The 20392-nt window shown below is 37.4% G+C and carries 18 protein-coding genes; 10 read left to right on the plus strand and 8 right to left on the minus strand.

Annotated elements, in window-relative coordinates:
- Positions 1-27 precede the first annotated feature (27 nt).
- Complete coding sequence (locus ADIARSV_RS04775; protein ID WP_016194278.1) at positions 28-453, plus strand: nuclear transport factor 2 family protein; 426 nt, start codon at positions 28-30, stop codon at positions 451-453.
- A gap of 80 nt (positions 454-533) precedes the next feature.
- Here the strand turns inward: ADIARSV_RS04775 and ADIARSV_RS04780 are convergent, their stop codons facing one another.
- Entirely contained in the window at positions 534-2432 is a 1899-nt protein-coding gene (locus ADIARSV_RS04780) for a DNA topoisomerase IV subunit B (protein WP_016194279.1), read from the minus strand.
- 238 nt (positions 2433-2670) lie between these two features.
- Here ADIARSV_RS04780 and ADIARSV_RS04785 point away from each other — a divergent pair, with 238 nt between their 5' ends.
- The 5 genes from ADIARSV_RS04785 (at position 2671) to ADIARSV_RS04805 (ending at position 6897) form a co-directional block, all read left to right on the plus strand.
- On the plus strand, positions 2671-2862 hold the full coding sequence (locus ADIARSV_RS04785) for a hypothetical protein (protein WP_016194280.1): 192 nt from the start codon (positions 2671-2673) through the stop codon (positions 2860-2862).
- Between the two features lie 374 nt (positions 2863-3236).
- Positions 3237-4259, plus strand: coding sequence for a Holliday junction branch migration DNA helicase RuvB (gene ruvB / locus ADIARSV_RS04790; protein WP_040299126.1), 1023 nt, complete (start codon positions 3237-3239; stop codon positions 4257-4259).
- A gap of 60 nt (positions 4260-4319) precedes the next feature.
- Positions 4320-5906 carry a peptide chain release factor 3 gene (locus tag ADIARSV_RS04795; RefSeq protein WP_016194282.1) on the plus strand — a complete coding sequence of 529 codons (1587 nt, stop codon included), beginning with the start codon at positions 4320-4322 and terminating at the stop codon, positions 5904-5906.
- Positions 5907-6041: 135 nt separating this feature from the next.
- Positions 6042-6371, plus strand: a complete 330-nt coding sequence (locus tag ADIARSV_RS04800; protein WP_040299104.1) for a hypothetical protein — start codon at positions 6042-6044, stop codon at positions 6369-6371.
- 82 nt (positions 6372-6453) lie between these two features.
- Complete coding sequence (locus ADIARSV_RS04805) at positions 6454-6897, plus strand: tail fiber domain-containing protein (RefSeq protein ID WP_016194284.1); 444 nt, start codon at positions 6454-6456, stop codon at positions 6895-6897.
- A 10-nt stretch (positions 6898-6907) separates the two neighbouring features.
- Here ADIARSV_RS04805 and ADIARSV_RS04810 read toward each other — a convergent pair whose 3' ends face one another.
- From ADIARSV_RS04810 to ADIARSV_RS04820, 3 genes are all read right to left on the minus strand, one after another.
- Entirely contained in the window at positions 6908-7687 is a 780-nt protein-coding gene (locus tag ADIARSV_RS04810) for an N-acetylmuramoyl-L-alanine amidase family protein (RefSeq protein ID WP_016194285.1), read from the minus strand.
- A gap of 102 nt (positions 7688-7789) precedes the next feature.
- Positions 7790-8428, minus strand: coding sequence for a hypothetical protein (locus ADIARSV_RS04815; protein WP_016194286.1), 639 nt, complete (start codon positions 8426-8428; stop codon positions 7790-7792).
- A 94-nt stretch (positions 8429-8522) separates the two neighbouring features.
- Positions 8523-9665: a putative sensor domain DACNV-containing protein gene (locus ADIARSV_RS04820; protein WP_016194287.1), complete on the minus strand. Its 1143-nt coding sequence runs from the start codon at positions 9663-9665 to the stop codon at positions 8523-8525.
- Positions 9666-9914: 249 nt separating this feature from the next.
- Between ADIARSV_RS04820 and ADIARSV_RS04825 the strand changes: the two genes are divergently transcribed.
- Positions 9915-10415 carry a YMGG-like glycine zipper-containing protein gene (locus ADIARSV_RS04825; protein WP_040299132.1) on the plus strand — a complete coding sequence of 167 codons (501 nt, stop codon included), beginning with the start codon at positions 9915-9917 and terminating at the stop codon, positions 10413-10415.
- A gap of 76 nt (positions 10416-10491) precedes the next feature.
- On the opposite strand, the gene ADIARSV_RS04830 is transcribed toward ADIARSV_RS04825, so the two are convergent.
- The gene (locus ADIARSV_RS04830) at positions 10492-13215 is read right to left on the minus strand and encodes a hypothetical protein (protein ID WP_016194289.1); all 2724 of its coding nucleotides are present in this window, start codon (positions 13213-13215) and stop codon (positions 10492-10494) included.
- Between the two features lie 122 nt (positions 13216-13337).
- Here ADIARSV_RS04830 and ADIARSV_RS04835 point away from each other — a divergent pair, with 122 nt between their 5' ends.
- Positions 13338-14456, plus strand: a complete 1119-nt coding sequence (locus ADIARSV_RS04835; RefSeq protein WP_016194290.1) for an alpha/beta hydrolase — start codon at positions 13338-13340, stop codon at positions 14454-14456.
- A 99-nt stretch (positions 14457-14555) separates the two neighbouring features.
- Positions 14556-14747, plus strand: coding sequence for a cold-shock protein (locus tag ADIARSV_RS04840; RefSeq protein WP_016194291.1), 192 nt, complete (start codon positions 14556-14558; stop codon positions 14745-14747).
- 75 nt (positions 14748-14822) lie between these two features.
- On the opposite strand, the gene ADIARSV_RS04845 is transcribed toward ADIARSV_RS04840, so the two are convergent.
- A complete protein-coding gene (locus ADIARSV_RS04845; protein WP_016194292.1) occupies positions 14823-17420 on the minus strand; it encodes a DUF5686 and carboxypeptidase regulatory-like domain-containing protein in 2598 nt (865 codons plus the stop codon).
- A 311-nt stretch (positions 17421-17731) separates the two neighbouring features.
- Here ADIARSV_RS04845 and ADIARSV_RS04850 point away from each other — a divergent pair, with 311 nt between their 5' ends.
- On the plus strand, positions 17732-18262 hold the full coding sequence (locus ADIARSV_RS04850; RefSeq protein ID WP_040299108.1) for a YceI family protein: 531 nt from the start codon (positions 17732-17734) through the stop codon (positions 18260-18262).
- Between the two features lie 223 nt (positions 18263-18485).
- Here ADIARSV_RS04850 and ADIARSV_RS04855 read toward each other — a convergent pair whose 3' ends face one another.
- Positions 18486-19337, minus strand: coding sequence for an HAD-IIA family hydrolase (locus ADIARSV_RS04855; RefSeq protein ID WP_016194294.1), 852 nt, complete (start codon positions 19335-19337; stop codon positions 18486-18488).
- Positions 19338-19350: 13 nt separating this feature from the next.
- A complete protein-coding gene (locus ADIARSV_RS04860) occupies positions 19351-20391 on the minus strand; it encodes an aminoglycoside phosphotransferase/kinase family protein (protein ID WP_016194295.1) in 1041 nt (346 codons plus the stop codon).
- Between the last annotated feature and the right edge of the window lies 1 nt (position 20392).

The raw sequence follows: 20392 nt of genomic DNA on the forward strand, positions 1-20392 counted from the left end.
TAAAGAACAACTAAATAAAATAAAGTTATGAAAGCTTTTAAATCTATACTCGCCACATTATTATTGTTATCCTTAATTATCACTTCAGGTTATGCTAAAGTTGACAAAGAGTCTCTTACTATGGACTATGCCATTAAAACTTACATAGGTGCTGTATCTCAAGGAAAAGTTAAAGGAATAGAAGATATATTAGATCGCAATGTTAAGTTTACTCTTGCACAGGGAAGTAAGGTAATCAACTATAACAGAGCCGATATGATCAGCTCTATGAAAGTGTCAGAAAACATTAACCAAAACTGCAAGACAGATTACTCTATAATTGAAAAGGGAGATGCGCAGTCTATCGTTAAAGTAACTATGACTTACGAAAACTTTTCAAAAGTGAACTATGTCACTATTTCAAATACAGATGAAGGATGGAAAATCACTAACGTATCAAGTGTATTCAACTAATCGTATTCATTAAACACAAGAAGGGGCTGTATTTGCATACAGCCCCTTCTTGTGTTTAATGGTTTTTTACGTTTTTTTTATCAGGCAGCAGAATCTCCTTCATCATCTTCTGCTACTGTTATTTTCTCTTCTGTGAGAATGAGGTTGTCATCTTTCTCTACACGCAGATTTCGTACAATATGCTGCTGCCGATCAGGTGTATTTTTACCCATAAAGTATTGCAGGAGTGCCTGGATATTGGAATCCTTCAATATGACAGGGTCTAAGCGGATATCTTTACCGATAAACAAGCCGAATTCACTGGGTGAGATTTCGCCCAATCCTTTAAACCGGGTGATTTCTGGTTTAACACCAAGCTTGGTTATGGCTTTGAGACGTTCATCATCACTGTAACAATAGATTGTTTCTTTTTTATTTCGTACCCGGAATAAGGGCGTCTGTAAGATAAAAACATGTCTGGCTTTGACCAGGTCGGGGAAAAACTGAAGAAAGAACGTCATCAGTAAAAGCCGGATATGCATTCCATCCACATCGGCATCCGTTGCGATCACTATATTATTATAGCGGAGACCATCCAGCCCGTCTTCTATATTCAGCGCATGCTGCAAAAGGTTGAACTCTTCATTTTCATAGACCACTTTTTTAGTTAGTCCGAAGCAATTTAGCGGTTTACCCTTAAGGGAGAACACGCCCTGGGTCATTACATCTCTCGATTGCGTAATGGATCCGCTTGCAGAATCACCTTCGGTAATAAATAAGGTGGTATCTTGTTTACGCTCGTGATTATCTTCAAAATGTATTTTACAATCTCTTAGTTTACGATTATGGAGCGATGCTTTTTTGGCGCGATCGTTGGCCAGTTTTTTAATTCCGGCAATATCCTTACGTTCGCGTTCTGACTGCATGATCCGCTTTAGCAAGGCTTCAGCAACTTGCGGATACTTATGCAAATAGTCATCCAGACTTTTTTTAATGAAATCGTTGACAAAGACACGTACTGTTGGTCCATCCGGACCCACATTTAGAGAACCTAATTTAGTTTTAGTTTGAGATTCGAACACGGGTTCCTGAATACGTACCGAAACAGCAGCAACAATTGATGCCCTTACATCAGCGGCTTCAAATTCTTTCTTAAAGAATTCACGGATTGTTTTGACTACGGCTTCGCGGAATGCAGCCTGATGGGTACCTCCTTGAGTGGTATGCTGACCGTTTACAAAGGAATAGTACTCTTCGCCATATTGCTGCGCATGAGTTAGGGCAACTTCAATATCATCCCCTTTCAGGTGAATGATGGGGTATCGAAGCGTTTCGGCCTCTGTATTTTTAACCAGCAGGTCGTGAAGACCACGTTCAGAGAAGTATTTTTTTCCGTTGAAAATAATGGTCAGTCCTGCGTTCAGGAATACATAATTCCAGATCATATTTTCTATGAATTCGGGAATAAAGCGATAGTGTCTGAAGATGGAATCGTCAGGATGGAACGTGATTGATGTGCCGTTACGCTGTGTGGTTTCCTTTTCTTCTTCATCCCTGACAATCTCACCTTGACTAAACTCTGCAATTTTCGTCCGGTTATCCCGATAGGATTGTACAATAAAGATAGATGAAAGTGCATTTACAGCCTTTGAGCCCACTCCATTCAGACCAACGGATTTTTGAAAGGCACGGGAATCGTATTTACCCCCGGTATTTATTTTAGAAACGCAATCCACTACCTTACCAAGAGGGATGCCCCTACCATAATCGCGAACAGATACTTTATGCTCCGAAATATTAATATCAATCGTTCTTCCTGCCCCCATCACGAATTCATCTATGGAGTTGTCGACAATCTCTTTTAATAAAACATATATACCGTCATCGTAAGCAGACCCGTCACCAAGTTTTCCTATGTACATTCCGGGTCTTAAGCGAATATGTTCTTTCCAATCCAGTGACTTGATGCTATCTTCACTGTATGCGTTAATTTCCGCCATATTAGTATACTTTCAGTCCTCAGTTGCAAAAATAAGAATAATCAATCCTTCTCAAACATGGATTCGTCCTTTTCCTGCTACAATAACATGGGAAACGGATGTATTTATCGAAATTGTGTATAGAATTAATGACAGTGCTTATTTTATTGTCGTTACATGACCGTGAATTTATGTGAAATTCCATGAATTTTTCAATCCTTTATCAATCTTGGTATGGTATTGGCAAACGGTTAAGTATATGGTTATATCAAATAAGTTAATCATCCCTAAAATAGAGCAGGAAGAGAATCCGGAGAAAGAGGATTTATCCTGGGAAAACCCATCTGATCCTGAAAATGCATCAGATGTAAGAGATGTTGAACAATTGCAAAGGCAAAAAAAAGAAGCAGAAGCAAGGAAAAATAATTTATCAGATCATCCATCAAGTTAGTACATCATTACCACCTAGGCTAAACGACATGAAAACTAGAAAAACAGCACAGATAACACCATTAAAAAAAATAGTTGCAGCACCAGTGAGAATTCATAGGATCGAATCTCATTTGTCAAATAGTGGTCCTGATCATATTATTATTAATATGATCCCCTACTCTCAATGTTTTTTAATTGCTTAACACATAAACAATTTTAACTAAACGGCGCTCTCATCGCTCAAAATAAAGAGGGTGTATCTTAACAGATACGCCCTCTTATGCATTAAAATCAGATTGTATATTTAGGGATGAGATTTGATACTGAATTTCCATAACCTGTATACCAAAAAATTTAGTATACTAATAAATGATTTAGTAATTTAGCAGCATGCTGAATGAGAATATAGATCCCGACTCAGAACGTCTAACACCCACAGACCGTGATATAGAGCGGGTGTTGCGACCACAGGTATTTGAAGATTTCACAGGACAGTTTAAGCTGCTTGAAAATCTCCGAATATTCGTACAGGCAGCTAAACAAAGGGGTGAATCTTTAGATCATGTATTGCTACATGGCCCTCCAGGCCTTGGAAAAACTACCCTTTCGCATATCATTGCGAATGAAATGGGTGTAAATATTAAAATTACTTCGGGGCCTGTATTGGATAAACCAGGTGATCTTGCAGGGTTGCTAACTAATTTGGAAGAAGGTGATATCCTCTTTATTGATGAGATCCATCGTTTAAGTCCGGTAGTTGAAGAATACCTTTATTCGGCAATGGAAGACTTTAAGATCGATATTATGCTGGAATCAGGACCTAATGCACGTTCGGTGCAGATTACACTGAATCCATTCACGTTGATTGGAGCAACGACACGATCAGGACTCCTTACTGCGCCTTTAAGAGCCCGTTTTGGCATCAATTCCAGGTTAGAATATTACGATGCGAAGTTACTCACCACTATTGTACTACGTTCCTCTTCGATCCTTAAAACACCTATAACTGAAACAGGGGCATATGAAATAGCCCGACGGAGCCGTGGAACTCCCCGTATAGCGAATGCATTATTAAGACGTACGCGTGATTTTGCACAGATAAAAGGGAATGGATCCATTGATACGGATATAGCTAAGTATGCGCTTAATGCGCTTAATGTGGACAGCTATGGACTGGATGAAATGGATAATAAAATCCTGGTTACTATTATTGATAAATTCAAGGGTGGGCCTGTAGGGCTTAAAACGATCGCTACAGCTGTGGGAGAAGATGAGGGAACTATTGAGGAAGTATACGAACCCTTTTTAATTCAGGAAGGCTTTTTAATGCGGACAGCAAGAGGCCGTGAAGTCACTGACCTGGCTTACCGTCATTTAGGTCGGCTGAAAGCCACTGATCACCCTACTTTATTTTGAGTTTTGCCTCCAGTTCTATGTTATCATTAATAATGGTACATTTGCAACCATTTGAAAACAATGAGTGTCCATCCAGAAATAGATAAAAGAAAAACTTTCGCAATCATTAGTCACCCCGATGCGGGAAAAACAACTTTAACTGAAAAGTTTTTGTTATTTGGTGGTGCAATCAATACTGCCGGTGCAGTTAAACGAAATAAAGCGAATCAGAATACAACTTCCGACTTTATGGAAATTGAAAAGCAGCGTGGTATTTCGGTGGCTACTTCTGTGATGGGTTTTGAATATAAAGGTAAAAGAATAAATATTCTGGATACACCGGGACATAAAGACTTTGCTGAAGATACATACCGCACATTATCTGCAGTGGATAGTGTGATTTTGGTTGTAGACAGTGTAAAAGGTGTAGAAGAGCAGACTGAAAAACTAATGGAAGTCTGCCGGATGCGTAGTACACCGGTTATTATATTCATTAATAAAATGGATCGGGAAGGGAAAGATACCTTTGATCTGTTGGATGAACTGGAAACAAAACTTGCGATTAGTGTTTGTCCGCAATCATGGCCTATCGGTCAGGGGCATACCTTCAAAGGTGTTTATAATATTTACGGCAATCAGCTTAATTTATTTGAGCCTGATAAGGCAAAGGTTACTGAGCCTGTCATTCATGTGAAAGATTTGCATGACCCTACCCTTTCAGAATATCTGCAAGACAAAGCATTGGATAAATTGAAGTCTGATCTTGAACTGACGGAAGGAATCTACGGTCCACTAGATAAAGAAATGTATCAGGAAGGTTTGCTGGCTCCTGTATTTTTTGGCAGTGCCATTAACAATTTTGGAATTCGTGAATTATTAGAGACGTTTATCGTTATTGCACCAAGTCCGGCTAGTCGTGAAGCAGACCAACGTATGGTTTATGCAGATGAAAAGGCCTTTACAGGTTTCGTTTTTAAGATTCATGCTAACCTGGACCCTAAACACCGTGACCGTATTGCTTTCTTAAGAATCTGTTCCGGAAAGTTTGAGCGTAATAAGTTTTATTTCAATACCCGTCTGAATAAGAAGCTGAAGTTCTCCAATCCGATGGACTTTATGGCAAATGATAAAACACTTGTAGAAGAAGCATGGCCAGGTGATGTAGTTGGCTTGTATGACAGTGGAAACTTTAAAATAGGCGATACGCTAACTGAAGGGGAAGAATTGCAGTTTAAAGGCATACCAAGTTTTTCTCCGGAGATTTTCAAAGAAGTCGAAAATAGAGATCCTTTGAAGACCAAACAGTTGGAAAAAGGAATTCAGCAGTTAACCGAAGAGGGTGTTGCCCAGTTATTTATTCAACAACCGGGGAATAGAAAGATTGTTGGAGCTGTTGGTGCATTGCAATTTGAGGTGATCAATTTCAGACTAGAGCATGAGTATGGTGCAAAATGTGCATTCAGACCTCTGTCTTTCTCCAGATCAAGCTGGATTACTGCTAAAGATAAAAAACAGCTACAGGAAATCATACAACGACGCTCAGCTCATATTGCTTTGGATAAGGATGGCAATGCCGTATTTCTAGCGGATAATGATTGGGCCATCAATCTGGCTAAACGTGATTTTCCAGAAATAGAGTTTCACCTAACATCTGAATTTAAAAAATAATAATTTAGCTGCATTTATAATTCATATAATAATTTTGGTGAATTTGTAACGGATACAATACATATTTCCATTGCAAATGATAGTTTCATCCTATATCTTTGAGACCAGCAGTACAACAGTTATGTACCTTAGGTTATGAAACTCAAATTGCTCAAACAGTATATAATTACGTTCTTTTGTATCTTTGCCATCTTGGAAAGATCAGGAATTCCGGTTGTATCTGTATTTATGGCTGATAAAAATCAAGCAGTTGAGATGATGCTGTCTGATACAGAAAGCAGTTCCAAAAGTCTTGAAAAATTAAATGAATCTTCACCTCTCAATGAGTTTTGGACAGCATTTAACAAATACAGATCCCTTACTCCTTACTTTAGGTACTTAATTAATGCATTTTATTTAGTTGAATTACGCCAACACCTTACTTACATCCCCTCTGTTCTTACACCGCCACCTGATTATTCTTAGCTTTTACGACATCGATACTTTTATCGATTATGAAAAAGAAAGATTGATAATCAGTTAAACGAAAAGTAATAAACAGAACCACATGAAAGTATTAAGTTTCATAACAGGATTGTCCCTGATGGGGATTTCCTGCCTTACCTTAAGCGTATCCGCACAAACGAATCGGCCAACTAATAGTGAGCTAATTAAGCAATCCTCGCCATTAATCAATACCTTATCAGATATTAACCAGTTAAATCCTGTCATTTTTGAATATGACACAAATCAAAGTCAGAAGTTAAAACTTCCTTCAGGACAGCAATATGGGTTCATTGCGGAAGATGTTCACAAGATCAGGCCTGAATTAGTAAAAAGCAGTAAAAAGATGATTCCTGCAGGAAAGAATGCATTTAATACTGTTGATGTGAAAGATGTAGATATGAACAGTATAATAGCCCTTCTGGTGGCTTCGGTAAAGGAGCAACAAATAGAGATCGAAAGACTCAAATCGGAGATGCAATCGTTAAAATCTATATCAGCTCGTTAGCGCTATGGAATTATTTTCTAACCGACTTCTTGTATGCAAGCACAGCATTCATGAGGTCGGTTACAATTTCACTCTGACCTTGAGATGATCGCATATATTGTTCCTCAGCAGGACTACTTAAGAAACCGATCTCAGTAAGCACAGCAGGCATAGATGCACGAGCCAATACAGCCAGACTTTTCTCTTGTACTGTGCGATCCTGTCGTCCTGATTGAGTAAATTCCTTTTGAATAATTGAGGCTAGTTTGATGCTCTGATTTCGATAAGCATTTTTCATTAGCGATAGAATAATGTAACTCTCCGGATTTCTGGGGTCATATCCTGCATAGTTTTTCTTGTAATCTTTTTCCAGAAGAATAGATGCATTCTCACGAAGTGCAATATCCTGTTCATCCAATCTACCAAAACCCGAAACAAAGGTTTCTGTGCCCTTTATAGATGCACGATTGCTTTTATTTTGTGGCATAGAGTTGCAATGAATAGAGATAAACAAATTTGCTTTTACTTTATTGGCAAGGCCAATTCGCTCATATAATGGTATGAATCGGTCAGTACTCCTCGTAATAATCACTTTAACCCCCTTCTCCCTTAATTTTTCACTAAGAAGAAGAGAGACTTTTAGTGCAATATCTTTTTCTTTGGATATTTTACCGGCAGCACCACCATCATGTCCCCCATGACCTGGATCTATGACTACTGTAAATGTTGTAGCTATCTTTTCGGCAGACTCACCTAAAATAAGTTGAGGAATCAATAATAGTAAGATTCCCTGGAAAATAAATTTGATCATGTGCGATATAGTTCGTTAATGATAAAGGCGCAAAGATAGTATAAATACTAATTTGCGCCTTTTCCATTGTGAACAAAGCTTATTGAAGCTTGATAAGGTCTGTTAAAATTGCTTGATTACTCCATCTTCAATCATTTTTTGAGCGATCACTTTTGCGTATCCTTCAATAAATTTATTCAGGCTGGAAGGATTATGCGTACGTGACTGTACTGACCAAATAAGTTCACCGCTTTTTGAGTTGAAAACATTTGTTTCCAGGTAGTAATCCTTGTCTAAAGAGGAGAATCCGTTATCATAGAAACCTCCACCCCATCCCCCATACATACCCATACCCCATCGGTTTCCCCAACCCCAAGGTCCATAACCACCACCTGAATAGTTTTGACTAACTTTTTTATCAACTACCGTGTTTGTAACAATGATGTCACTATTAAATCTACGGAGTTTCCGGAGCAAAGCTTCTTTGTCTTTGGAAGTTTTACTGTTCAGATTAGGAGGAAAAGCATCTATACTTTTAGTGACAACAACCCCTGGTCTGCTCAGTATCATTGATAATTCCTCTTCTACTTTTTGCTGCGCGTTTATGTTATTAGTTAAAGCGGCAACTAATACCCTTTGATAATTCAAGGTTTTTATTTCGGACTTTTGCCAGGATCCAACGATCTGAGTTGAAGTCCCGCAAGAACTTAATAATACAAAAGGTATTATTAAGCTTGCTAATAATTTCAAATACTTATTCATGTGTGTTTGTTTTAATTCGTCTACTATATGTACGTATTGTTTGAGCTCTTTGTGTCAAGGTATCGAACATTTTACTTCTTTTTTATTAAAATCATTATAATAATAAAGTGTCTATACGATGAGCCTGTACAATATTAGCCAAAGGTGACCATGAAAAGATAGTAAATACGCCATCCTGAGAAGCCACTAAAGCAATTGCATCATGCTGATCATGTACGAATTGAGCTGCAGACAAGTGCCTTGTGCCACCAATCTTTCCCGGATGGACGGTATCTGCTTCTCCTCCTACAATTGGTTCAATTAAAGCGACACGTTCAATACGAATACTAGTTTTCGCTATACCTACTTTTGCCCCAAATGCAATTAATTCATGCTGATCATTTAAAACTGTAGCACCATCAATTGCAGTAAGACCACCTATATTGTCCACTTCTTTGTTCAGCATACTCTGCCAAACACTTTCGCTTCGATCTATCCCCTCTTTCCATACCATTTCGGCCAGGCCAGTAAAGGGGGGATTGACCGCATATTGCATCGGTTGAATGACAGAGTGTTTCCATTCAGTGCTACCTGCAGGAACGACGAGTAATATTCCACCCTGACCATGCGCCCGCATAGAAACAGCCAATTGAATTAATACGTTTACAGAATGATTAACAAAGGAGGATAGATCCAGTAAAGCTTTTACAATAGGAGGACAATCTAACGACTGCACGCAAGATTCATCGACTACCTTAATCTGATCTCCTTTTAGAACGGCGACGTTTGAATATTTTCCAAAACCACACATGCGCCTGTGTTTAATAACCAGTAAGCCCGGTTCGGAAACATCAAGTACAAAACAGAAGTTTGGCAATTTTATAGTAGTACCCCAAACAAACAATCCATCTTCGTCATACCATACACCTAAATGAATACCAGGTCTTTCTACTCCGGGAGCTAACTTAGTTAAAACAAGTGGAGTAAGAGGTTGTCTGGATTCAAATAATAATGCTTTAGAAACTTGATCAGGAGCTAAGAAAGCAATAGAAATACGGGGACTTCTCCCTTCTTCCTTCCTTAAGCTTGCCCAAAATGCAGCATCTATCATTGCTTCAATATAATAAGCAGGAGGTTGTTTTGCCAGATTTAGCATGCCTTGTTCAGAAGCAACACTTACGTGATGAGCAAAATGAGCCTCCACTGTTTCAGCTACAGAACGTGCGGCCATGTAAGTTGAATCGTAATTTCTGGTCATGATATAAAATTAAACTAATTGTCGGACGCTTTTGCAATATGTATGGGTATCTATACAATTTTACACTGTAATTGTACAAATAGAACATTTTGATTAAAAATTTTAAAACAAATAAAAAGTTTAATTTTTATGATTATTTAAGGTTAAGATACTCGATCTCAATTAACTATAGGTAAATAATTTGTTATTCTAACCGCATTAAACCTTTTTGGCATCATTATGTCATATATGTTTACGAATTATACGATTATGAAAAAAATATTAATTATACTCGCTTTTGCCTCAATAGTTGTTGCATGTAGCTCAAATAAAAAAACTGAAGCTGATCTTAAAGCAAAGAATGATTCAATGAAGATTATGAAGGATAGTTTAAAACTTGATAGTTTTCAAAGAGCATCTACACTTATAGAGGAGCAAAAAAGAATTGAAGCCCAAGAAGCTAAGGAAGCTGAGGAAGCTGCAGTTTTAGCAGCCGCAGCCAGAAAATCAACTAAGAGTACAAATACAGTACGTTACGTAAATTCTCCTTCAAGTTCTTCTACTAGCGCAGCTACAACACAATCACAGAAAAAAGGAATGAGTTCTGCTGCAAAAGGAGCACTTATAGGTGGTGGTGCTGGTGCTGTAACAGGAATACTGGTTGATAAGAAAAATGGTCGTGGAGCTATTATTGGTGGTGTCCTTGGTGCTGGTACTGGTTATGTTATCGGACGTGGTAAAGATGTAAAATCAGGTAGAGTTCAAAAATAACACTTACCTTTTAATTTATAAGCCCTCTAATTGAATCTTATGAAAAGATTGAATTAGAGGGCTTATTTTTTTGATATTATTTGATCGTATAGCGATAAACAAATCTGCCAATATTACCTTCAGTATCCATACCTTCAATTATTGCACGGTAGGTACCTTTTGAATCTGCATTATAGTACTCTACAACTGCATTACCGGATTTATCCGTTGTAATTAAAGGATTCCAATAAATAGTAGTTCTCAGATCGGCAGTAATTACACCCTTTTTAGGCCCCTCATATTTAGGAGAATAAAATTGCTTTGCTTTTCTATACCCCATAGGCGAAAAGTCAATCACATTACTTTTAGGGAGCAAATCTGCCAACTGACCTGGCTTTAATTTAATCTTTTCTATTTTTTTAGTATTAACAACCAGTACACCATTGGTATTATAAAGGCGATTTACCGTTCCCAGATCATCCCGTAGAAAGATTTCAACAGATTCAACCTCTGAAGAATTAACTGTACTCAAACCATTTACATCAATAGGCATCCCATTTAAAAAGACTTGTACTGGTGTACGGTTTCCTGAATTATAATCTCTATTGACATAGAACTGTTCGTCCGCAAAGATCAACCCCATTGCTGAAGTCTTCAAACAATTCAACAGAAAAGGACAATCTTTAAACCGATCACCAGTTATTAGATGATCTGGCATCATACTTAGCCCGCTCAAAGAAGAGTGGTCTGCATGACTTGGTTTTTTTATAGTGCTTTTAGCCATAATAACCACTTCATCCAATAAATTCGCTGTACGATACTGGCGCTTGCTATTTTGCAAATACGGATTTAAAGTGCTATCAATATTGACAACAGCATCGGCCATGTTGGTATTTTTCGTAACCGAAGGGAAGGCAGATCCATCTACAACAATGATCATATTACGAGAATTCAGGTTATTTCTGGCACTTAATATCGCTTTAGCAGAATCAGGAAAAACCAGATTACTAAACCTAAACTTACCCTCTTCATCTGTAAGTACGCTTAATGAAATATTCTTATCCGGAATACTTAACTGCATATTACCCTTTATAACAGGCATTCCATTCATCATTCTTAATGTACCTGTTATTTCCATGCCTTGTTCGGGCAGAAAAGAAATAGGAGGATATTTGTCGTTTAAATAGTTTTCATATTCAAAGGCACGGTATCCTTGTGTCAGCATGAGTAAATCAAGATCAGCTCTTTTTTTATCATCCTGTTTATTAAAATAATAATTAGGTAACTCTATATATCCACGAAGATCGGAACGAAGAAGCATGCTACTGAATATAGAGGTTTCTGCATCTTCATTATAAGGTACCTTACTTTCATCTACTACCGAAAGGGAATAACTCCCAGGTAAAACTTTAAGTATATTTTTAGCCGAAACCGTCATCTTTACCTTTTGTCGGGGTAAGTATGATGGTTTATCACTCGTTAGTGTCAATTTAAACGTTTCAGGGTGCTGAACAAATGCAATCCGCTCACTCAAAGGCATGCCTGATGAGGTAAATAATGTTATTTGAACAATCCCATTTGGAAACTTGTTTTTCGGAATCAACGCATTATAAATCTGGCTCTGCAGCTTTATCTGAGCGGCATAACAAACCACACCAGAACTCTGTGCGATGATATAAAATGCTTTATTTTTATAATTGTCAACAAAGGTGCTACTTGCAGCAATCCGCACAGATAAACTAGCGGTATCCACATCGTTAATTGCAATATTGATCCCTTCCTTTAATGCGGCAGGCATATTGTAAGTACTACTTGTTCCATCTGCAAATGACACATTGGCTTTATACGTTTTATTTGGTTCAGGAATATAGTTGAGCATCCCTAATCCCAGATGCTGAGAGGCGAATTTCACCACCTCTTTGCCTTCATTATCAGTAATGTTTCCCTTTACCGCAATTCCCAAACCGTCAGATTTAATTGCTTTAAAAGCGAATTTTGTGGTAAGACCGATAAGGGCTACACCGCCTTCTGGAAGAAACTGAATCTCGTTAGTTGTTAATGTAGATTTTAAAGAAAATGAACTGCTTAACGTTTTTTCAGTACTTACGGAAAGATCAGTTTCAAGTGTTCCAGCATTTAAAAGAGCCCTATTCGCATTTGTTGCAGAAATATTAATAAAGCCGTTCGCATCTGTTACTGCTTTTCCCTTGCTGATTTCCTCAAATTTGGACACTACTTTCCAGTTCACTTTCCTATCAGAATAAGGTTTTCCTGCTTCATCCTTAAATTGAACCTTTGCATTTACCTCTGCTTGTTTATCTGTAAAGCTACTTTTAAGCGTAATATTGGTATATAATTTCTTATTGAGTGTATTTCCTATAGTGATGGTTTTATTAAAGAAATACGCTTCTCCAAAATTCATCATCCAATTGGTATAAGCCCTGAACTGATAGTTTCCCTCAGCATAGTTCATCGGTGCTAAAGTCAGATTTCCATTTGCAATACCACTTGAAACAGGAAGCTTCATGGTTTCTATCAAAGAATCACGGTCATTTATAACATCGACATAGACCACTTTACTAATTGGTGATGGTTGCTGAAGTCTGCTCGATATATAGGTCTTAAACCAGAGCGTATCACCAACGGCATAATAAGGTTTATCAAAATGAAGATGAACCTTCTCTGTTGGGTAATGTTCAGAGTATTCAACGGCCTTTTCAATAATGGTCTTCAGACTAACACTATCTTCTTGTGCCATGACTGAAATATGCATTGCTAAACATAAAAGCAAAAGAGTAAAGAATTTTATAATTGAATTCATTAAAACTATTTAAACAATATGGAGCATAAAGATATTCAATTATGACCGAGCAATAAAGTTTCCGGTCATGTTTAACACTTTTTCACATTCATATGGTTCGTTTAGGCCTAATTATAACTATTTTGTTACTTTCTCTTCTTGCTTTATTTAACGCGCCGACCTATCATCTCTGGCTTGCTGCGGTAGCAATTACTGAATTTCCATTAATCTTCATAGGGATCACCTTTATTTTGATCCTTTCTGTAACCATTACAAGAAGATTTAAATCAATAGGCACTTTCCTGGGGATTATTGCTTTGATTATTTTTAGTACTCCAATTGCCCGTGCTTATTTGATTGCTGATAACCTGGAGATTGAAATGGATGAAGCCTTTAAATCAAGTCCCGTTACTTCCCATAATTATAAATTTAATTTTTGGAAACTTGCCTCTAGGGAAGCTGATCTATCTTCCTACCAAACACTGAGATATGTAAAAAGTCAGGATGCAGACTTAACTCTGGATTATTATCAATCTGACAGTGCAGGCCGGAGACCATGCATTATTGTCATTCATGGGGGATCCTGGAGTAGCGGAAATAGTCAGCAATTGCCTGAATTAAATACGCGCCTTGCCAAACTAGGCTATAATGTTGCATCGGTAAACTATAGAAAGGCCTCTAAGTTTAAGAGTCCGGCTCCACTGGAAGATGTAAAAAACGCATTATCCTTTCTCAGTAAAAATGCGGACAACCTGCATATTGACACGACCTCATTTATATTACTAGGTCGATCTGCTGGTGCACAAATTGCTCTTTTAGAAGCTTACACACTCAAAAATAAAGGCATTAAAGGAGTTATAGATTTTTACGGACCTGCTGACATGGTTTGGGGTTACTCCGTACCTGCTAACCCGCGGGTTATGAACTCCCAAAGAGTGATGGAAAATTATCTAGGAGGAACTTATAAACAAGTGCCAGAAAGCTACAAATCAAGCTCCCCCTTAAATTATGTGAGTAAAAACAGCGTACCCACCTTGATGATTCATGGTAAAAATGATGTATTGGTATCTTATCAGCACAGTATTCATCTGCAAAAAAAACTTAATGACCTCGGGATTCCAAATTATTTACTCAGCTTGCCTTGGGGAACCCATGGACTAGACTACACCTTAAATGGCCCCAGTGGCCAGCTATCCACGAATGCAATAGAAATATTTCTTAAAAAACTGACTACAGAACAATCTGCTGTAAGACAGCAATAATAGAAATACACTATTTATGAAATAATTATTTTAATTATTATTCTTTTACCAAAAATTGCTTTTTTTCGCTTATCTTTACAACTTTAATATTTAAATACAATGCAAGAAGGAACAGTAAAATTTTTCAACGAAACAAAAGGTTTCGGATTCATTAAACCAAGCTCAGGTGGCAGCGAAATCTTCGTTCACTCTTCAGGTCTTATCGATAGCATTCGTGAGAATGATACTGTAAGCTACGAAGTAGAACAAGGTAAAAAAGGTTTAAATGCGGTTAATGTAAAAGTAATCTAAAGATTAAATTAACATCATATATCGTATAAGCATCCGGCTCCTCCGGATGCTTTTTTTGTTTAAAGACAATTATTTTTACTTCGTTGTCACCTTAAACATCGTTGCTATTCCAATTCGGTAACCAAATTCTTTATAATGACTATCCAAAAATGAGGTAGCTATTTCAACCCTGAAAATTCTAAATATATTATCAAGCGAATAACCCAGCTCGTAATAGTTTGCAGATCGCTCTGTTTTTAAATAATTACCAAACAAATTTTCTTTTAGCCCTGCTAGCCTTACCTCAGGAATCCGTGTAAATAATAATTTCCTGATTTGATAGTATACATTTGCCGTAATATAGGATCCATTTGTACTGTAATAATAGTAATCCAACAACCGGAAAGTACCTGCAGGTTTTGCACTTGCCAGAAAGACCCTGTTCGCGTCGAAATGTTTGTAATCCATAAAATACATCTGCTTGCTGTTCAGAAAAGTTCCTCCTCGCACTTCAAAGTTCAATCTTGATCCTAGTCCTGCTTCAAACCCATGATTAACACCCAGCTCCACCTGATCAAAGTCTACATCACTTCCTAATAATCCCGAGATACCCTTTTTGTAATTCAGCAAAAGCTCAGGAGACCTTTCATATAATGGAATTTTCTTCCCGTTGTAAGTCCGGTAACTTTGAATAGGCCGGTATTTCAATTGTATATCTGCTATAAATGCATTATGAGTGGCAAAATCAGTATTTGGATCTTCTATGTTTACAGGACTATTAAGCGTATAATCCCTGGAATCTGGTTTAAAAAAGCTATAATCCGACTGATTAGTTAAAGCTGACCTTTTTGCCCATTCCGCATTTACTGACATCGAGAAAAAGGCAGAAGGCTTATAGCTATAACCCGCTTTAAGAAAAGTCTTCTCATACAATTTCATATAATTCCGTCTGGCAAATAAGGAAGTTATTGAATTAACTAAAGGATGGATAGGTTCCTCATCATTAAATTGACTCACAAATTGCCCTCCGGATAGAAAAAAAGCAGTAATAGCACCCACATTTTCTTTCTGGTAGTTCAAAGTAGCTTTTGAGTATAGCGTGTGACTGGAAAACCCGTAGCGCAAGACAGGAGCAAAAGACAGGGATCTCTTCAGACTATCAAAATCATATTTGAGCTCTCCGCTTAGGTTCACATTAAAGCCCTCTACAGTATTAAAATAGAATTGTGTTATAGTTGGGTCTATTTTCATTGAAGTAGGCTTGGATACTTTATAATACCCTCCTGTTACGAGATTAAGGGGGCTAAATTGCTTATGCTTTTTTACCCCAGTTGAATCTTTTAATGATTTTTTCATGGAGTCCACTATTACAAGCGAATCATCCCGATGGTATCCCTGCACCTCTTTAATAGTTAAGGGAACAGAACGCTCATTCGTCCAATAAACCGAATCTCTCTTCCTTGCCAATGAATCAGTAGTTATTGCTCGTTCTTTAATAATTTCCGGATTACGCTGTTGTTTTAGTGATTCCTTTTCAGCCTGATCAATCATTTTCCTAAACTGCTTTCTATTGAGCTTAGCGTTATTGCTTACAGGTAACTCAACTGCAGATGAGGATACCGGTTTACTATCCTCCATAAGCTCTGCTTTTGCAATTAATTCCTTATTTAAGGTAACCTTAAACTGGCTGCATACCGCTATGTACTTATAGTGACCAGCAAAACCCAATACATTTCCAGAGAAATCATATTGATGATTAACAGGCAACCATACCAAAGGGGCAACTTCTGCGAAATTCTGTCTAACCAATATGGGAAAACCTAGAACACTGGTCCTCAAATTAACGCTATGAATAGCCCATTCATCTTCAATAATAAAAATGCTGCCTTCGAATACATTGTCTCCTTTTGAACGTGGGATAACCAGAATTTTATTAATAATATGATTACCCTCCGTAAAACTTCCCTCATACTTAAACCTGTAATAATTAAAAGCAGAACGAGATAACGGAGAAATAATATTGGCCACTTTATCCTTATAAAAAGTCGCTGCAATGAACATTGATGGAGAACCGACACCCGAATCTTCTCCCGTACTACGTATGGCAATTACTTTTTCAGTAACCTTATCCGGCTGACTAAAGTTAATCAGACTGACAGATTCGGAAGTATACGCTTCATTTAATTTAACCCCTTCCTTCTTTAGTTTTCCCTTAACAAAAAAGGGAGCTTTCAGCAGTTCACCAGTTCCTTTAACATATACCTTCATCTGATAATCAGTATATTGTAAACGATGAAATTTACTTCTAGCAATCGCATTCCGGATAATGGTATTGGCATAATCACCTTTTTCACCCTTACCGATACGTACTTCCTGCAACAAATAACCTTGTACTTTTAAACTGAAATCCTGCTTTACCCATTCATCATTTACAGTCACATCTTTTTCCTGAGAAACATAGCCAATGTTTTGAATCCGTAAAGCATAAGTTCCCGAAGTTAGCTTGATCTCGTATTCACCAATTGAATTTGCAGAAGTACCTGATTTACTTCCTACTAAAAAGATAGAAGCATAAGGCAATGGCTCGCCATTTGCACCTCTCACCACCCCCTTTATTCCCTGGGCATATACAGAAGAAAAAACACACAATAAGGCAAATGCAGCTGTTATAAGTTTAGGGTAAAAGATGTTCATAGTTTAAATATAGTTATAGCTAGTAATAAACAAATAGACTTTCTAGTTAAACACAAAAATATTGGATGTTCGGACGATTAATTAGGCACATTCTTTAACTGATGTGAGGATTTCAGTAAAAAAGATCTGCAATTTTAAATAGGAAAAGAATTACTTTTTCAATACTATGGCGACTTACCTGCAAATCGTGTTATTAATTAATGCTTAAAAAAACTTTTCTTAATCTGGGTTAAGTGTATTTTTCAACAGGGCCCTTACTTTTGTTCAACGATAATTACTAAAAAACATTAAACATAAATAATAATAAAATCATGGCAACTAATTGGAAAATTGATCCTACGCACAGTGAAATTCAGTTTAAAGTGAAACATTTGATGATCACTACAGTCACTGGTAACTTTAACGAATTTGAGGGGTCAGCCACTACTGAATCAGACGATTTCGGTACCGGTTCTCAAAGTGAATTTACAGCAACTATTAGTTCAATCAGCACCAATAACGAACAACGCGATGAACACTTAAAGTCTGCAGACTTTTTTGATGCTGCTCAATACCCAACCTTATCCTTTAAAAGCACTAAAACTGAAGGTTCAGGAGATGATATCAAAATATATGGTGACCTGACTATTAAAGGAGTAACAAAACCAGTTGTTCTGAATGCCGAGTTCGGTGGCATAGTAGTTGATCCTTACGGACAAACAAAAGCAGGTTTTACAGTATCAGGTAAAATCAGCAGAAAAGAGTTTGGCCTTACCTGGAGTGCTGTTACTGAAGCAGGATCAGTTGTTGTAAGTGACGACATTAGATTATTAGCTGAAGTACAATTTGTTAAGCAGGGATAATTCAATGATTGAAAAACAATTGCACATGCATAGTTCAATCATTAAAAAACAATAATTCGAGCATTAGTTAATAATTGAATATTTATAGTATAAGCATAGTTCAATCATTAAAAAACAATAGTAAATGTAAAAAGGGAAGGCTCCAATAAGGCTTTCCCTTTTTATGTATATAATCAGCTTTCCCCATGCTCCTTTCTGTCAATGCTCATCTCAATTACAATTCCTACCCTACCACAGCCGACTCGCAAATATACGTAGGTATTATACCCGTAGAGGCAATCAATGCATCCCGATCTGCAGATAACGTATTACCTGACAAGACCAATACCGTATCCAGGCCAAACTTATTCCCCCCAAGGATATCCGTAAAAAGGGTATCCCCTACCATGAGAATATCATTCTTAGTAGCCATAGATGTTTTCCTTACCAGATCATAAGCAAACATAAACAACTGCGAATCCGGTTTACCAAAATTGATAAATTCTCTGCCAAGTATATTCTCAATCATAGATGCAACCCCTCCAATAGCTATAGAAACCTCATTTTTATTTACCGGATAGGCATAATCTGCATTTGCCACAATGACAGGTATAGTCCTGTTTCTTAATAAATTAACGGTTTTATTTAAATCCCTGCACCAGTCAAAACCCTCATCATCCAAAAACACCAATACATTAACCAAATCAATATTACTCTCATCAATCAAACTCACCGGTAATGTTTTAAGTCTTGAGCTCTCAATATAATGGGCCGAATTGCTCGTTCCCAGATAAGCCACAATGCCATCGTGCACCTTTAAATCAAGGTATTCTCTGGCCAGCATGCCTGATGAAATAATCCGGTGGTGCGAAATAGAAGGGAGCCCCATCTGATGGTATATTGAAGCTAACTGCCTCGGACTTCTTGAAGCATCATTTGTCAGGATATAATACTCCTTCTGTTTAGCCTCTAGTAGAGCAAACGTCTTTTCAATACCAGGGAACAGTCCATTATAATTTCTCAACACGCCATATGCGTCGAAGAATATTACTTTATACTTTTCTATAATGGATTCAAAGTTGCTTAAATAAGTCATGCTTCAATTTTATTTAATTAATATGCAATGCTTCAATTATCTTTTCCGGATCAAAATCCCGATCTATCGAAGGCAAATAGATCTCAAAGGCTTCAGCCTGCAACTTCGAAGCATATTGCTCACTAAAGAAATGCGTTCCATCCTTAATCACGTAGTTCAATATAAAAAACCGATACACCTCTCTGATAAACCTAACCTCCATAACCGTCAGCGGATTGATCTTATGATACTCTTCCAGAAAAATGATGAACCGATCTTCATTAAGCGGACCGATAAGATAACTAAATACCGTTTTATCTCCCGCATCGGATACTACACGGCTTAGGAAATAAAAATCCATCACCCTGCTGCTCATCCGAAACCAATCATAATCCCAGCGCGAGTAAAGCTTTAGCGCTGGAGTAACAGAAAAATTCCCAATATTCCAGTCTATAAACACAGGAATACTTTCGAAAGCAAACGCATTAAATAATAGCCTGTTCTTCAAAAAGCTCTCACAATGATACCGCAGTACCTCTATTTGTTCGGCACTAAACTGCTTTTTAAGCTTTGCAGTATCCAATTGTTTAATCAGCGTATTGATATCGGTGCTTAAGTTCTTTGAGGACTTAGGAAGCACCTTACTTACCCTGGAACATGCCCGGTGAAAGCGACCAATCTGTTGTCCAAGTTTTCGAATCTGCTGCTCTTCTAAACGTTTAGGCAAGCGATTTTGTACCCTTGCCGGGTTGTAAAACACCACCCAGGTATCCACCTTTCCTGTTTTATGATGATACGTGTACACCCGGTTATTCTTCAATAAAGACTTAGCTAATAAGTTTTCAAAAGGATACAACAGGTTATTTGCCAATGCATGTATGATCCGATGGTCCTCCTTAAAATGCTCATACTTACCAAAAAAAGACAGTTTGGCTATCACAATATCTTCATCCTCAAAAATAATCCGGAACACATGATTGGTAGAAACCATGGCACTTATGTCCTGGATCTTTACAATAGTTTTCGATGGATCATAATCTTTCCATGCCTTTTTAATAATTCTGGAATAGTCCATG

The organism is Arcticibacter svalbardensis MN12-7, assembly GCF_000403135.1.
GTDB lineage: Bacteria > Bacteroidota > Bacteroidia > Sphingobacteriales > Sphingobacteriaceae > Arcticibacter > Arcticibacter svalbardensis.

Coding starts and splice junctions, on each gene's coding strand:
- ADIARSV_RS04775 (WP_016194278.1), top strand. CDS start 28: ATGAAAGCTTTTAAATCTATACTCGCCACATTATTATTGTTATCCTTA.
- ADIARSV_RS04780 (WP_016194279.1), bottom strand. CDS start 2,432: ATGGCGGAAATTAACGCATACAGTGAAGATAGCATCAAGTCACTGGAT.
- ADIARSV_RS04785 (WP_016194280.1), top strand. CDS start 2,671: ATGGTTATATCAAATAAGTTAATCATCCCTAAAATAGAGCAGGAAGAG.
- ADIARSV_RS04795 (WP_016194282.1), top strand. CDS start 4,320: ATGAGTGTCCATCCAGAAATAGATAAAAGAAAAACTTTCGCAATCATT.
- ADIARSV_RS04800 (WP_040299104.1), top strand. CDS start 6,042: ATGAAACTCAAATTGCTCAAACAGTATATAATTACGTTCTTTTGTATC.
- ADIARSV_RS04805 (WP_016194284.1), top strand. CDS start 6,454: ATGAAAGTATTAAGTTTCATAACAGGATTGTCCCTGATGGGGATTTCC.
- ADIARSV_RS04810 (WP_016194285.1), bottom strand. CDS start 7,687: ATGATCAAATTTATTTTCCAGGGAATCTTACTATTATTGATTCCTCAA.
- ADIARSV_RS04815 (WP_016194286.1), bottom strand. CDS start 8,428: ATGAATAAGTATTTGAAATTATTAGCAAGCTTAATAATACCTTTTGTA.
- ADIARSV_RS04820 (WP_016194287.1), bottom strand. CDS start 9,665: ATGACCAGAAATTACGATTCAACTTACATGGCCGCACGTTCTGTAGCT.
- ADIARSV_RS04825 (WP_040299132.1), top strand. CDS start 9,915: ATGAAAAAAATATTAATTATACTCGCTTTTGCCTCAATAGTTGTTGCA.
- ADIARSV_RS04830 (WP_016194289.1), bottom strand. CDS start 13,215: ATGAATTCAATTATAAAATTCTTTACTCTTTTGCTTTTATGTTTAGCA.
- ADIARSV_RS04840 (WP_016194291.1), top strand. CDS start 14,556: ATGCAAGAAGGAACAGTAAAATTTTTCAACGAAACAAAAGGTTTCGGA.
- ADIARSV_RS04845 (WP_016194292.1), bottom strand. CDS start 17,420: ATGAACATCTTTTACCCTAAACTTATAACAGCTGCATTTGCCTTATTG.
- ADIARSV_RS04850 (WP_040299108.1), top strand. CDS start 17,732: ATGGCAACTAATTGGAAAATTGATCCTACGCACAGTGAAATTCAGTTT.
- ADIARSV_RS04855 (WP_016194294.1), bottom strand. CDS start 19,337: ATGACTTATTTAAGCAACTTTGAATCCATTATAGAAAAGTATAAAGTA.
- ADIARSV_RS04860 (WP_016194295.1), bottom strand. CDS start 20,391: ATGGACTATTCCAGAATTATTAAAAAGGCATGGAAAGATTATGATCCA.